The 13,653-nt window shown below is 65.6% G+C and carries 14 protein-coding genes and 7 tRNA genes; 12 read left to right on the plus strand and 9 right to left on the minus strand.

Annotated elements, in window-relative coordinates; all coding sequences use genetic code 11:
- Nucleotides 1–455 precede the first annotated feature (455 nt).
- The 3 genes from dsbG to ACZK2R_RS13450 form a co-directional block, all read right to left on the minus strand.
- Nucleotides 456–1,298 (minus strand): thiol:disulfide interchange protein DsbG, encoded by an 843-nt coding sequence (dsbG, locus tag ACZK2R_RS13440; RefSeq protein ID WP_032129379.1) that lies wholly within the window; start codon nt 1,296–1,298, stop codon nt 456–458.
- Nucleotides 1,299–1,328: 30 nt separating this feature from the next.
- Complete coding sequence (locus tag ACZK2R_RS13445; protein WP_032129380.1) at nt 1,329–2,132, minus strand: TlpA disulfide reductase family protein; 804 nt, start codon at nt 2,130–2,132, stop codon at nt 1,329–1,331.
- Between the two features lie 80 nt (nt 2,133–2,212).
- Entirely contained in the window at nt 2,213–3,280 is a 1,068-nt protein-coding gene (locus tag ACZK2R_RS13450) for a GlxA family transcriptional regulator (RefSeq protein WP_125894554.1), read from the minus strand.
- 186 nt (nt 3,281–3,466) lie between these two features.
- On the opposite strand from ACZK2R_RS13450, the gene ACZK2R_RS13455 reads away from it, so the two are divergent.
- The 7 genes from ACZK2R_RS13455 (at nt 3,467) to ACZK2R_RS13485 (ending at nt 4,805) form a co-directional block, all read left to right on the plus strand.
- Nucleotides 3,467–3,880, plus strand: a complete 414-nt coding sequence (locus ACZK2R_RS13455; RefSeq protein ID WP_032129382.1) for a heavy metal-responsive transcriptional regulator — start codon at nt 3,467–3,469, stop codon at nt 3,878–3,880.
- Between the two features lie 89 nt (nt 3,881–3,969).
- Nucleotides 3,970–4,045 (plus strand) — tRNA-Ala (locus ACZK2R_RS13460).
- A gap of 54 nt (nt 4,046–4,099) precedes the next feature.
- Nucleotides 4,100–4,175, plus strand: a tRNA-Glu gene (locus ACZK2R_RS13465).
- 184 nt (nt 4,176–4,359) lie between these two features.
- A tRNA-Ala gene (locus ACZK2R_RS13470) sits at nt 4,360–4,435 on the plus strand.
- A 49-nt stretch (nt 4,436–4,484) separates the two neighbouring features.
- Nucleotides 4,485–4,560 (plus strand) — tRNA-Glu (locus ACZK2R_RS13475).
- Nucleotides 4,561–4,606: 46 nt separating this feature from the next.
- Nucleotides 4,607–4,682: transfer RNA gene (locus tag ACZK2R_RS13480), tRNA-Ala, on the plus strand.
- Nucleotides 4,683–4,729: 47 nt separating this feature from the next.
- Nucleotides 4,730–4,805: transfer RNA gene (locus ACZK2R_RS13485), tRNA-Glu, on the plus strand.
- 139 nt (nt 4,806–4,944) lie between these two features.
- Here ACZK2R_RS13485 and ACZK2R_RS13490 read toward each other — a convergent pair.
- Nucleotides 4,945–5,361 (minus strand): GNAT family N-acetyltransferase, encoded by a 417-nt coding sequence (locus tag ACZK2R_RS13490; protein ID WP_010484960.1) that lies wholly within the window; start codon nt 5,359–5,361, stop codon nt 4,945–4,947.
- 77 nt (nt 5,362–5,438) lie between these two features.
- On the opposite strand from ACZK2R_RS13490, the gene ACZK2R_RS13495 reads away from it, so the two are divergent.
- The gene (locus ACZK2R_RS13495) at nt 5,439–6,395 is read left to right on the plus strand and encodes an SOS response-associated peptidase family protein (RefSeq protein WP_049461923.1); all 957 of its coding nucleotides are present in this window, start codon (nt 5,439–5,441) and stop codon (nt 6,393–6,395) included.
- Nucleotides 6,396–6,440: 45 nt separating this feature from the next.
- Here the strand turns inward: ACZK2R_RS13495 and ACZK2R_RS13500 are convergent, their stop codons facing one another.
- The gene (locus ACZK2R_RS13500) at nt 6,441–6,638 is read right to left on the minus strand and encodes a hypothetical protein (protein WP_010484956.1); all 198 of its coding nucleotides are present in this window, start codon (nt 6,636–6,638) and stop codon (nt 6,441–6,443) included.
- Nucleotides 6,639–6,707: 69 nt separating this feature from the next.
- Nucleotides 6,708–7,088, minus strand: coding sequence for a response regulator (locus ACZK2R_RS13505; protein WP_032129385.1), 381 nt, complete (start codon nt 7,086–7,088; stop codon nt 6,708–6,710).
- Nucleotides 7,089–7,220: 132 nt separating this feature from the next.
- Between ACZK2R_RS13505 and ACZK2R_RS13510 the strand changes: the two genes are divergently transcribed.
- The 3 genes from ACZK2R_RS13510 (at nt 7,221) to ACZK2R_RS13520 (ending at nt 9,471) form a co-directional block, all read left to right on the plus strand.
- Nucleotides 7,221–7,306, plus strand: a tRNA-Leu gene (locus ACZK2R_RS13510).
- A gap of 70 nt (nt 7,307–7,376) precedes the next feature.
- Complete coding sequence (locus tag ACZK2R_RS13515) at nt 7,377–7,919, plus strand: GNAT family N-acetyltransferase (RefSeq protein WP_180837811.1); 543 nt, start codon at nt 7,377–7,379, stop codon at nt 7,917–7,919.
- A 115-nt stretch (nt 7,920–8,034) separates the two neighbouring features.
- On the plus strand, nt 8,035–9,471 hold the full coding sequence (locus ACZK2R_RS13520; RefSeq protein WP_180837812.1) for a GGDEF domain-containing protein: 1,437 nt from the start codon (nt 8,035–8,037) through the stop codon (nt 9,469–9,471).
- Here ACZK2R_RS13520 and ACZK2R_RS13525 read toward each other — a convergent pair.
- Both ACZK2R_RS13525 and ACZK2R_RS13530 read right to left on the minus strand, forming a co-directional pair.
- Nucleotides 9,468–11,294, minus strand: coding sequence for a methyl-accepting chemotaxis protein (locus tag ACZK2R_RS13525; RefSeq protein WP_180837813.1), 1,827 nt, complete (start codon nt 11,292–11,294; stop codon nt 9,468–9,470). The genes ACZK2R_RS13520 and ACZK2R_RS13525 overlap by 4 nt on opposite strands.
- Before the next feature lie 255 nt (nt 11,295–11,549).
- Complete coding sequence (locus tag ACZK2R_RS13530; protein WP_258015780.1) at nt 11,550–12,152, minus strand: GNAT family N-acetyltransferase; 603 nt, start codon at nt 12,150–12,152, stop codon at nt 11,550–11,552.
- A 95-nt stretch (nt 12,153–12,247) separates the two neighbouring features.
- On the opposite strand from ACZK2R_RS13530, the gene ACZK2R_RS13535 reads away from it, so the two are divergent.
- On the plus strand, nt 12,248–13,336 hold the full coding sequence (locus tag ACZK2R_RS13535) for a DUF5694 domain-containing protein (protein ID WP_180837814.1): 1,089 nt from the start codon (nt 12,248–12,250) through the stop codon (nt 13,334–13,336).
- A gap of 39 nt (nt 13,337–13,375) precedes the next feature.
- Here the strand turns inward: ACZK2R_RS13535 and ACZK2R_RS13540 are convergent, their stop codons facing one another.
- Nucleotides 13,376–13,606, minus strand: a complete 231-nt coding sequence (locus ACZK2R_RS13540) for a hypothetical protein (protein ID WP_125894546.1) — start codon at nt 13,604–13,606, stop codon at nt 13,376–13,378.
- Nucleotides 13,607–13,653 lie beyond the last annotated feature (47 nt).

Genomic DNA, 13,653 nt, shown 5'->3' on the forward strand with positions numbered 1-13,653 from the left:
CGGCCTCGTGCTGCCGTTGCTGGAAATGCGGATACTGCGTCGACGACACCGGCCAGCCTGCGCATGGCAGGCAACAGGACGATGACACTGCCCTGCCCGCACCGATGTCGACGCCATCAAGGCCGCGCTGCCAGAGAGGTGGCGACCGCAGCGGTCTGGGTAACAAGCACGGAGTGAGAGTGTCGTGAATGGCTGTGCCAGCCGACCCTGATCAGGGCGTGGCGAGCGCGGCATCCATCGCGCATTGACGCTGTATTCCATGCGTCACAGGCTAATCCGCCTGTCGTTTTTGGCCTTGATTGGAATCAAGGCGGGATGCTTGATGTCAGTCACGATTCAGACGTGACGATGAACCACTGTTGCGCGGGCCCACAACCGCAATGCCCGCCATGGAATGCGACAGGCCCGCATGCTGCCATGCGGGCCTGCGCAATGTTTCATGGGTCTGGCGCCACTCAGCGCGGGCCAAGCACCGTCTGCAGATCGGCACCCTGCGGCAGACCCGCACGACGCTGCACCTGGCCCTGTGCGTCCTGGAACAGGATGCCCGGTGTGCCCTGGAAGCCCATCTCGATCATCAGCACCTGATTGGCGTCGAGCTTGCCAGCGATCTCGCGGCTGATGTTCGGCAGCGCCTTGATGCCACCGCGATCAAAATCGTGCTCGTTCTGCAGCAGCGCCGCACTCGGGTCACGCGCGGCAAGGATCGCCGCGGCCTTGGCCGGGCTGTCCTCGCGGATCACGCCGACCATGATGTGACGCAGCTGCACCTTGCCGGCATCGACCCACGGCCGTGCCGCTTCCCAGAACTTGTGGCAGTACGGGCAGTTGGCATCGCTGAAGGTATAGACCACGCGCGGCGCATCGGCCTTGCCATCACGCACCCAGGCGCTGGCTTCCAGCTTGGTCCACATCTTGGCCGACATCGGCGAAGCCACCAGCTTTTCAACGGCCTCAGCGGCTACATCGTTGCCCTCCGCATCGAACAGGCTGCCGACCAGTACGTTCTTGCCGTCAGCAGTGACATAGGCCGCTGCCGGCTGCTGGCCGCCGACCACGCCGGCGAAGCCCCGCAGGCCACCGGGGGCATCGAATTCTGCGACGACCTCGAAACCATGCTTCTCGATGCCCTTCAGCACCGCAGGGCGATCGCCCTTGTTGGCCGTGGCTGTGGCGCTCGCTGCCGGTGCCGCGGCGGTCTTGCCCGGTGGCGTCTGTGCCTGGCTGCAGGCAGCCAATGCCAGCAGGACCGGCAGCAACAGCACCGCAGGGGCGGTGCGCAGGGAAGTCGACAACATGGGAACTCCGTAGTGAGATGCCCGCGCAGGCTACCGCAGCCGGCGCAGTTTGTGTTCAAGACCGGCTGCCGTCAGTTCGCCCAGGTGCAGTTCACGCAGGCGCCCTTCGGCATCGAAGAACAGGGTCGAGGGATAGGCCTGCACGCCCAGCACCGTGGATGCCGCAGCGTCATCATCGAGCAAAACGTTGTGCAGCAGCAGCCGTTCGCGCGCAACGAAACCCTGGACCTCCTCAAGGGTTTCACCCTGGTTGAGGAACACGAACTGCACATCCGCATGTGCCTGCTGCGCCGCAGCCAGGACCGGCATCTCGCGCCGGCAGGGCCCGCACCAGGTCGCCCAGAGATTCAGCACAAGCGGTTTTCCCCGGAACTGCTGCAGATCAACCCTGCCCCCCTGCAGATCAGCAACCTGCAGTACCGGCAAGGGCATCTGACGCTCCTGCCATGCGGACAGCAGCTGACTGCCGCCCGCCCATAGCAGCACACCCGCCAACGCCGCACCCAGCACCGGGGCGCGCAACGCCCGCCATGGGCGCACCCGCCACAGCCCCCATGCCGACCCCGCAACCAGGACAACCACCAGGTGGTAGCCACCATCGGCAATCTGCAGAATGCTCCACGGCGCCTCGCGATACAGGGCGAAGTTCAAGGCCACGAAGCTGATGCGACCACACAGCAGGCCCACCAGCAGCATGTCCAGAACCATGCTGGGTGCAGAAGGCAGCGGCATGCCGTCCTTCCTGCGTGGCCACAGACGCGCCACGGCCATGGCAATCACTACGCACACGAGAATCAACACCACCGGCATCGGCACCGGCCCAACGCTCGACATCAGACCACCTGTTCAATCGTCCACTGACTGCATGGTCGAAGTGTCGCGCTCCGGTTGCAAGCGCGACGATGCCGCCGACATCAGGCCGCGCTGCGCCCCAGTTGCATCACCGACGCCGATTGCAGCCCGCGCAGGCTGCCTGCCACCGACGGCATCAAGGGCCGCTCGCGACGCTTGCTGCTGACGTGACGCCGATAGTTGGCCGGCGTCATGCCAACGATGCGCAGGAACAACCGGCGGAAAGCACTCTGATCAGCGTAGCCGACACCCCACGCCACCTCATCGATACCCGCCCCCTGCTGCAGCAGGGTCTGCGCCTTGGCGATGCGCAGCCGTTGGCAGTATTCGATCGGCCGCAGGCCGGTGGCCTTGAGGAACCGCCGCTGCAGTGTGCGCGGCTCCAGCCCGGAGACCTCGCAGATCGCGGCAAGGGTGGCGCCGCGTGCCGCCGTGGTGTGCAGCCAGCGCTGTGCCTTCAGCACATCACGATCGCCATGTGCGAAGTTGGCGCTGAAGCGCTCCAGGTCCTGCTGGATCGTGGCGGGCACGGTGATGCCCAGTTGCTGTGCGACCGCACTGGCCACGCCCTGCCCGTGCAGCCGGTACAACAATCGCAGGCCAAGGAAGCGCCAGGCCTGGGCCCCGCCGACCGTCAGCAGGTCACCGTCATCCACCAGCGCCCGCTCGCTCGGCACCCAGCTCGCGGCCTGCGCCTGCAGGCCTGGATGGCGCCCGAGATCGGGGCCACTGACCGTACGCCCGGCCAGCAACCCGGCACGTGCCAGCACGCTGACGCCATCACTGGCGGCGGCCAGCAGACTCCCGCCGTCATAGTGCGCACGCAGCCAGTCCAGCAGGACCTCGTCCGCGCGCAGGCACGCGCCGGCACTGATCTGGCCGGGAACCGCGATCACAGCCGGGATGGCCGCATCGAGCATTTCCGCACCCGCAATACGATGCACCCCGGTCTGGCTGGCCGGCACGATCCAGCGGGTGACCAGCACCCGCTTGAACGGCCGACGCTGCTGCTGGGCAAGGCGATTGGCAACGTGCGCCATTTCAGCCAGTACGGAGGCGGCAGACGGATCACCTCCCGGGTATTCAACCACCGCGATCTCGACGAATCCTTCGTTCCTGAATCCTTCCACAGACCACCTCCTCGGTTCGTTGCAGGCCATCGAACGGCCGGTTCAGGCGAAGGGTAGGAACTGGTCCATCGGCGGGGCTATGAAGAAAGTTGCAAAGTGCGCTGAATGCGCGCACCCGGGCCAAGCCTTGACTCTCGACCAGACTCCAGGCTTCACAATGGTCGGCAGCCCCAGCAGGAATCCGCCATGAACATTGGACAACTGGCCCGCCAGGCGGGCGTACCGATCGATACGGTGCGCTACTACGAACGACAGCAGCTGCTGCCGACTGCGGCCCGCTCGGCGGGTGGCTACCGCATCTTCGGCGAGCAGGACCTGCGCCGGCTGCGATTCATCCGCCGCGCCAAGGCGCTGGGCTTCAGCCTTGAAGAGATCGGCGAGCTGCTCGCATTGAGCGATCGCCATTCGCAGGACATGGGCAGCGTGCGCGACACCGCGCAGGCACGCCTGCAGGACATCGCACAGCGGATGGCGGAGCTGCAACGCATGCACACTGCACTTTCGCTGCTGGTCGACGCCTGCCCAGGTCACGGCGCGCTGGACCAGTGCCCGATCCTGGCGGCACTGACCGACGACGCTGCACAGGCGAAAGGCGACTGACATCGGCTTCGCAACGCATGTGAAGAAAAGTGCAACAAATGCTTGCCAACCCCCTGGGGCAAGGCTATTATTTCGCTCCTCAGCGACGTGGGGCCATAGCTCAGCTGGGAGAGCGCCTGCATGGCATGCAGGAGGTCAGCGGTTCGATCCCGCTTGGCTCCACCAATCTTTCGGCATTAGGCCGTCGAAAGGTCGCTAAAGAACATTGATGAGAATTGCGTCCCCATCGTCTAGAGGCCTAGGACATCACCCTTTCACGGTGGCGACCGGGGTTCGAATCCCCGTGGGGACGCCACTCATCACGAACAACGAGGACCCGGCCGATAACCGGGTCTTTTTTGTTCACCGCCTACCGGCATTCAGGTTGTGGCGTTGCGATTCCCCTGCCCTCGTGGTCGCGGTTGAACCGGAACGAAAAAAGCTCAAAAAAAGCTTCCACAAACGTGAACACGCAGGTATGATAGGCGGCTCGGTAACACGGGGCCATAGCTCAGCTGGGAGAGCGCCTGCATGGCATGCAGGAGGTCAGCGGTTCGATCCCGCTTGGCTCCACCACTTTCGACATTAGGCCGTCGAAAGTTCTACAACTTGAAGTTTTTCGTGCGTCCCCATCGTCTAGAGGCCTAGGACATCACCCTTTCACGGTGGCGACCGGGGTTCGAATCCCCGTGGGGACGCCAGTTTCAAAACGGACTCTGCTCCCGGCAGATCATCCGGAGTTTCATTGGGGCCATAGCTCAGCTGGGAGAGCGCCTGCATGGCATGCAGGAGGTCAGCGGTTCGATCCCGCTTGGCTCCACCACTTCGACATTAGGCCGTCGAAGGATCTACAACTTGAAGTTTTCGTGCGTCCCCATCGTCTAGAGGCCTAGGACATCACCCTTTCACGGTGGCGACCGGGGTTCGAATCCCCGTGGGGACGCCAATTCTTGAAAACCCTGGCTTCGGCCGGGGTTTTTCTTTGCCTGCGATTCCCGGAAGGCCCTGTCCACGCATGGCGTGGATCTACCGCAGAGCCCGCGTAGATCCACGCCTTGCATGGATGGCTTCACCTGCGCCGCACCTCAGAACCGGCGATACATCCCGATCGACGCCGGTGCTGTCGGCGCAAAACCGAACTGCGCGTACAACCGGTGCGCCTCACCATCGGCCAGCAGGCTGACGTATGCCGACGGCGGCAGGTTCGCCTGCATCCAGCCCTCCAGGCGACGCATCACTTCCTTGCCCAGGCCCTGACCCTGCAGGCGCGGCAACACAGCGATATCGCAGACCTGCAGGTGGCAGCCCCCATCGCCGACGATGCGCCCCATCGCCACCAGCTCGTTACCCTGGTAGGCACACACGCCATACAGGGTATTGGGCAGCGCGCGTGCCGCCGCCTCCTGGCTCTTGGCACTGAGGCCCGCCAGCACACGCAGCTGGCAATAGTCTTCGACCGTGGGCACGGCGTCGCGGAACTGGCAGGCGACGGAATCATTCATGCGCTATCTCCCTGTAGGTCGGGCTATCCTGCCTCATCCATGTCGCAGCTGCTGCGACCCACGCCCGCAGAGTTCCCATGTGCTATTCCGCCCTCATCCGCGCCGACTACGCCAAGCTGGTGCGCGAGTTCGGCGCCATCCTGTCGTTGGAAGAATTCGCGGAGCTGTACGCGCACGATCCTGGCAAGAAGCGCCCCAGAACTCCCAAGGCGATGGATGACGGCTTCGCCGGCGCGCGCACCGAGCAGGGCCGCGACATCGTCGCGAAAATCCAGCAGTGGCATGCGCAGGAACGCCAGGATCTGGAAGCGGAGCTGGCCCGCCAGCGCGAGCGACGCGATATTGCCAATGCCACGCTGGCGACCCGCCCCACCCAGAAGGCACGCAACGACCTGCGCGTGGCCGGCAACCGCATCGATCGTGCGCAGGCTCGGCTGGAAGATCTGCACCGGGTGCAGCTGCTGCCGCGCGACAACCGTATTTTCCCCGGTACCTACGCACCGGTGATGGTCAGCGAGAGCGGCAAACGCGTGATCAAGCCGATGCGCTACCAGTGCCGGCTGCCGGACAAGCCTGCGCGCAACGACGTGCTATATCCGGGCACCTACAACGCGCGGCGCGACAGCCTGGAAGGCTATTGGCGCGGTGCGTTCGGGCTGCGCCACGGCGTGGTGGTGGTGCAGGCGTTCTATGAGCACGTGCCACGCCACGCCATCGCCTGCCGTACGCTGGGTGCCGATGAGAAGGATCAGGACGTGGTGCTGGAGTTCCGGCCCGATCCCCCGCGCGACCTGCTGCTGGCCTGCCTGTGGGCGGAATGGGAAGGACCGGAAGGTCGCCTCCTGTCATTTGCCACAATCACCGACACGCCTCCGCACGACGTCGCCGCTGCGGGCCATGACCGCGGCGTCGTTCCCATCCGCAAGGAACACCTCGATGCCTGGCTCAATCCCGATCCGGATGACCTGGCGCGGCAGTACCGCATCCTCGACGACCGCGAGGAGATCCGCTACGTATACGAAGAAGCGGGCTGAACACCGCGCACAGATGAAAAACCCCGCCTGGGCGGGGTTCATGGATCAGGGATTGCCGCCGCACATCGCCTCTTCGCAGAAGGCCTGTTCCTGCAGGCATTGTTCGACCTCTCCACCCCGCGCGATGCAGCTCTTGTAGAGCTGGAAACAGGGCTGGCCACACCACGCGGCAGAGGCCGTACCACCGAAGACCGCCATCGAAAGGACACCCGCAGCAACCATGCGCTTGATCCACTTCTTCATGCCACTCTCCTTGTAGGCCTGAGCATTCAGGCCCGGGCAGGATACGCCCACCGCTTCAGCACGCGCCAATCAGGCGCTGGCGCTGGCGCGGCCCACTGCGCGTACCAGCGCCTGGCTCAGATCTGCCGAGAGATAGGGCTTGACCAGCAGCACGCCGGCCAGCATCGGCTCGGGCAGCTGCTCGGCCTGCATCCCGGTGGCCAGCACGAACGGCACTCCGCGCGCCGACAGTGCCGCAGCCACCGGCTCGCTGGTCTCATTGCGGGCCAGGCGGTAATCGAGCAGGGCCACGTCCGGGGTCGACGCCTGCAGCAGGCGCAGCGCTTCAGCCACGCTCGCGGCCAGCCCCACCACCGTCGCACCGGCATGCACCAGCTGCATCTGCAGCAGTGCGGCACTCATCTCGTCGTTCTCGACCACCAGCACCCTCAGGTCCTGCAACACTGTCATCGGCTACCGCTCCTGGAGGCATTCAAGCCGCCGCAGTATAGCCATGACAGGGCCGAAGCCGACAGGACGCGCCCCGATCGGCCTCCCCACTATGAAAGCCGTGCCGACCTCGGTTACACTCGCACGCTGCCTGCCGGTGTGGCGGAATGGTATACGCAGCTGACTCAAAATCAGCCGGGGGTGACCCCATGAAGGTTCGAGTCCTTTCACCGGCACCACTGCATCAAAGGCCAGGTCACCGACCTGGCCTTTTGCAATTTCAGGGCCCGGGCGCCGACACTGGCGACGATGCCAGCGCCCGCCCTGCCCACGCTCCCTGCCACCCTGCCCGCACGGCTGCGTCCACTGCACGTGGATGATGCTGCCGCCTGGGCCCGCTATCTCTCGCTGCCGGGCGTGACCGAGCACACCAGCTGGGGCGACGTTTCCGAAAGGGCACTGCGCTGCCAGATCGCCGGTTACCTGCCCACGGCAACGGACCAGCGCTGGGCGCTGGTGGGCGCCGACAGCCAGCTGATCGGCACCGTTGGCCTGAACGGAATCGACCTGTCGCATGGCCGCGGCGAACTTGCCTATGATCTCGATCCGCGCTGGCAGGGTCAGGGACTGGCCACGCAGGCAGCACGCGCGGTGCTCGAATGGGGCCATGCCGCACTCGCTCTGGTCCGAATCCAGGCGACTGTCCTGGACAGCAACGCCCGCTCGATCGCCGTGCTGGAACGCCTCGGCATGCAGCGCGAAGGCCTGCTGCGCGCTTACCGGCGGGTTCGAGGACAGCCCCGTGACTTCTGGATGTACGCCCGCGTCGAAGGCTCCGCGTCACCATGCTGAAACACAACTGCGACTTCCGGCAAGCTTTGGAATAGACGCAGCGCACACTTTTCTTGCAAGCCACACGTGCTTCTGCCTATCGTGATCCCAGCCGGAGCTGGGGGCGGGGGAATGCATGACGTTGCGTGCGGCACTGTTTTTTCTGGTCACGCACGCGCTCGTCATTGCCTTTGTTGGCCCGCAGGACCCGGTCGGCTCCTACCTGATGCTGATCACTGCGCCGTTGCTGGCTGCACTGGCCTGCGTGCGGCGTGCGCGTGACAGCCGCCAGGGGGCCTGCAAATGGCGGACGCTGGGCGCTGCCGTGGGCCTGTTCTCGCTGGCCCTGCTCGCCCTGCTGTACCGCAATGTGGCCGGCCTCGATCCTGCGCAGATGACCGTGTCTTCGCTGATCCTGTACGTGTTCTACCGCATCCCCCTGACCTACGTGGCCGCCAGCCCGGGCGGCGGCAACCGCTGCATCCGCGCGGTGGACCTGCTGATCATCGCGCTGCTGTGGCTGCTGTACTTCGGGCACACGCGGGCGATGGCGCATTTCAACGCCGCATTGTGGACGCAGTGCCTGAACGCCATGAGCAACCTACAGAACAGCCTGGTGTTCTGCTTCGCGCTGATCCGCTTCCTCGCCGAGGACAATCCCGACCGCCGCGATTTCTTCCGGACACTTGCGATCTACGCGCTGGGCTATTTCCTGCTGGCGTTCTACATCAACACCTACCAGCCGCAGCTGCCTGACGGCAACTGGGGGGACCTGCTGATCAGCGGACTGTTCATGGTGCTGGCCGTCATGGCCGCCAGCAAGCGCCGCTATCCGGCGGTGGAGGTATCGCGCAGCCTGCGCCGCATCGTCGACGCCGGCGTGCCGTTGATGCTGCCCTTGCTGCTGATGATGGTGGCGCTGCTGGTCGCGCGCCTGCAGCCCACCCTGGCCACGGTGGGCTTCATTGGTGCCATGCTCGGTTATGCCCTGCGCAGCGTGCTGAGCCAGGTGGAGATCCAGCGCCAGCGCGATGAGCTGGAAACGCTGGCGCGGCGCGATCCGCTGACTGGGCTGGGCAACCGCCGCAGCTTCGACGAATCTCTTGGCAATGCCCGTGGCCGCGCACGCCGCCAGGGACTCGGGCTGGCGGTACTGATGATCGACATCGACCACTTCAAACGGCTCAATGACACCTATGGCCATCCGGAGGGCGATCGTCGCCTGCAGTCGGTCGCCGCCATTCTTGATGGCTGCCTGCAACGGGGTGACGATCTGCTGGCGCGCTATGGCGGCGAAGAGTTCATCGCCGCCCTGCCCTCGCCCGATGCCGCCCACGCCCTGGGCCTGGGCGAACGGCTGCGCGCTTCGGTTGAAGCCGCAGCCCTGCCCGCCCCCGAGGCCACCGTAACCATCAGCATCGGCGTGGCCTGGCAGGCACCCGGCGAAGACCGCGATCCGCGCGACCTGGTCGAACGCGCCGACCAGGCCCTGTATCGCGCCAAACATGCCGGACGCAACTGCGTACGCGGCGACACCGATAGCAAGGAAGACCCGTCCGGTCGCCGCGCCTAGACCGCGTGCAGCCCCGCTGTTCCGTGCCGGGGCCCGGCCCCGCCCTGCACGCGGAAGCTGGCCACGGTCTGCAGCAGCTGCGCCGACTGCTCTTCCATGCTGCGCGCCGCCGCCGACGCCTCCTCGACCAGGGCCGCGTTCTGCTGGGTGCCCTGATCGATCAGGTCGACCGCATGATTCATCTGCTGGATATCGTCGCTCTGCTGCTGCGAGGCCGTGCTGATTTCAGTCATCAGGTCACTGACCCGGCGCACGTTGGTCACGATTTCATCCATGGTACGGCCCGCGCTCTCAACCTGCGCCGTGCCGGCGCCCACATTGGCAACCGACTCATCGATCAGGTGCTTGATCTCCTTGGCTGCGCTGGCCGAACGCTGCGACAGCTCGCGGATCTCAGTGGCAACCACGGCAAAGCCGCGGCCATGTTCACCGGCACGCGCAGCCTCCACCGCTGCGTTCAGCGCGAGAATGTTGGTCTGGAAGGCGATGCCGTCGATCACTCCGATGATGTCGACGATGCGCCGCGACGAGGCATTGATCACCGCCATCGTCTCGACCACTTCATGCACCACAGTGCCGCCTCGAGCGGCGACGTCGGCCGCTCCACCGGCCAGCTGGCTGGCCTGGCGCGCGTTGGTGGCCGTGCGCTGCACGGTCTCGGCCAGGCCCTTCATCGACACAGCGGTTTCCTCCAGCGAGGCCGCCTGCTGCTCGGTACGCTGCGAGAGGTCGCTGTTGCCCTGTGCGATTTCGGTCGCGCCGGCTGCGATGGTGTCCGCGGCGAACTTGATCTGGCCGATGATCGCGGCCATCGCCTCGACCAGCGAATTCACGCCTTCGCACAGTTCGGCGATCGACCCGTTCTTGTCGGCGGTGGCCACGCGCTGGGTCAGATCGCCCTGCTTGGCGGCAGCCACCACCTCGCGGGTCTGCGCCACGGCGCGCTGCATGGCCTGGTTCTCGTGCACCTGCGCGGTGATGTCGGTGGCGTACTTGACGACCTTGAACGGCTTGCCATTGAGGTCCAGGATCGGGTTGTAGGATGCCTGGATCCAGACCTCGCGCCCGCCCTTGCCCAGGCGCCGATACTGGCCGGCGTCATATTGGCCGCGCCCGAGCTTCTCCCAGAACTGGCGATACTCGACGCTGCTGCGATGCTCAGGCTCGACAAACAACGAATGGTGCTGCCCGCGCACTTCGTCCAGGCTGTAGCCGGTAGCGGCCAGGAAATTGTCATTGGCCGACAGGATGCGGCCATCCATGCTGAACTCGATCACCGCCTGCGATTTGGCGATCGCGGCCAGTTGCCCCGCCGAGTCGGCCGCCTGCAGCTTCTGCGCGGTGATGTCGGTCGCGAACTTGACCACCTTGTACGGCCGCCCCTGGCGGTCCAGCACCGGGTTGTACGAGGCCTGGATCCAGACCTCACGCTGGCCCTTGCCGAAGCGCCGGTACTGTCCGGCGTCATATTCGCCACGCCCCAGGCGCACCCAGAAGTCGCGGTATTCCGCGCTGCGCGCCTGCTCGGGGTCGACGAACAGGGAGTGATGCTTGCCCTGGATCTCCTCCAGCCGGTAACCCATCGCCTGCAGGAAATTGTCATTGGCCCGCAGGATGGTGCCGTCGAGCGCGAACTCGATGACAGCCTGCACGCGATGCAGCGCGGCCACCTGCGCTTCCAGCTCGGTGCGGTCGGTCATCGCCGCCTCTGTGCTGGTGCGTTGCTGCGGCGCCAGCACGCCAAGCAGCGCACGCCACGGCGACCAACGGGTATGCAGCTCGGCCGGCGCCTGCGCGCCTGCCGTGAAGCCTGGAATGAGCATTGTCTGATCCTCGGTGTCCGGTAAGCGGTTGTGACCCGACGGGCGGGATGCCCGGCGGCAACATCAGTTGCCAGGGACTACAGGTGCCAACGGGCACCTCTCGAGCGACTGCCAAGAACGTCTGCTGCGGGTGCGATCGGCATCTGGAAACGGCGGAACACACTGCGCGGACCACCCGTCGGGGGCAGCCTGGGGTCCTGCGGCGGGTGACTGGAGCGGGATCCAGAGGGAGTATCGGCGACGCCGTCGGCCGCTTTAGCGGGATTCCGCGACGTCCGTCGCAACTCCGTGCATTGCAGCCGGAATGCGGTAGACGATTGCCGTGTACTTCACGCCCTGCTCACGTGCCACAGCCTGCCCACCAAGGGACTCAGCCAGTGCACGGCTGGACCGGTTCCGTTCCGCCACCGGGTAGCGGAACGCAGCACAGCGCAGGCGCCCGGAGGCCGCCGACCACACCGCCGCCACTGCCTCGCGGCCATAGCCGTGCCCATGCATCACTTCTGCGATCCAGATGCCCAGTTCGGGTTCTGCTTCAAGGGCTCGATGCAGGCCTGCCAGGCCAAGGAATACCCCATCCCCGCGCCTGCGGATCACCAACGTGATGTCGGTCCCGTCGGCGATGGTAAGCAGCCACGTCCGCCAGACGGCAGCAAACGTCTCCTTCGAGGGTGGCGGCTCAAACGCCATATAGCGGGTCAGCCCGGGTGTGATTGCCACAAATGCCTCGTCGGCATCACCGGGCGTGAAAGGCCGGAGGTGCAGCCGCGGACTGTCGATGGTCCAGTCGTCCAATGTCATCTTCTGCATCGCCTGGGCATTGCGTGCAGCATCGCTCAGCAGAAGGATGCAGCTCAAGGCAGAAAGGTTTACATGACCAATGCGGGATTCCCCAGCAGGAGAAAATGACCAGCATGAAGGTCCCGCAGGATGCTTATCGACATGGAGATCGCATGTTCCCTCGCTTTGCCAGCCTTCTCTTCCTGGCCCTGTGCAGCAGCAGCGCGCTGGCCAACGACGCCGCCTATCGACCCGCCTTCCACCCCGACCAGCTGAAGGGACCACCCGCAGGACGCCCGAACGAAGTGCTGGTGCTGGGCAGCCCGCACCTGTCCAGCCTGCCGGAGACCTTCACGCCGGCGATGCTGGAACCTCTTCTGCAGCGCCTGGAAGCCTGGCGGCCCACCGCGATCGCGGTGGAGAACCTGTCCGGCCTGCAGTGTGACTTCATGCGCCGCAATCCGGCCCGATACGCGGAGAGCGTAGCGGACTACTGCTTCGATCCGGCACCGGCGCAGGCCGCCACCGGCCTGGACGTGCCCAGCGCCAACGTGGAGATGGAACGCCTGCTTGCGGATTGGCCGAAGGCGCCAACCGCTGCCCAGCGGCGCCGATTGGCCGCCGTGTTCCTGGCCGCGGGCGAAAGCAGCTCGGCAGTCGTCCAATGGCTGCGGCTGCCCAGGGAAGAGCGACGTGCTTCGGACAGCCTGACACCGGAACTGGTGCAGTTCCTCGACACGCGCATGGCCCGCCGCAACGAGGCCGGACTGGTGGCCGGCGTACTTGCGGCACGCCTGGGGCTGGAGCGCCTGTGGTCGGTCGACGACCACACTGCAGATTCGCCAACACCGGAATCGCAGCAGAAGGCCTACGCTGCCGCCATACGCGGTGCCTGGGACAATTCCTTCGTCAAAGCGCGCAGGGCGGCCGATGAACGACTGGAGGCCAATCTTGCTCAACCGGATGGATTGCTCGCAATGTATCGCGCCTACAACACGCCCGAGGCCGCGATGGTGGCCTTCAACAGCGATTTCGGCGCGACCCTCGTCGAGCCCTCGCCGGAAGGCTTCGGCCGCAACTACGTGGGCTACTGGGAAACCCGCAACCTGCGCATGGTCGCCAACATGCGCGACATCCTGGGCCAGCATCCAGGCACCCGCATGCTGACCATCGTCGGTGCCTCGCACAAGGGCTACTACGAGGCTTACCTCGATCTGATGCACGACGTGCAGCTGGTCAGTTCGGATGAAGTACTGCGCTGACGCAACATGACGTGGAGGATGCGGTGACCATCCACCGCATCACTCCGCCGCGTTCCTGCCCGTCCGCCACAGCACGATGCTGGCGGCACCGATACAGGACAGCGTGAACACCAGCAGGGCGACCGCGCCGCCCTGCAGTACCGGCAGCAGGGCCTGCGCGTGAAGGTCGCCGCGCAGCTGTTCCGCACGCAGGCAGGCGGCCAGCGCGAGGCACCAGCCAACCATCGCCGGGGCGTAGGCCCGCATCGCAACCGGGTTCCAGACCTTCATGGGATCACCTGCATGAGTGGATGTGCGCGCAGTATTCGCGCACGCCC

The organism is Stenotrophomonas sp. 96582_Sma, from assembly GCF_056480905.1.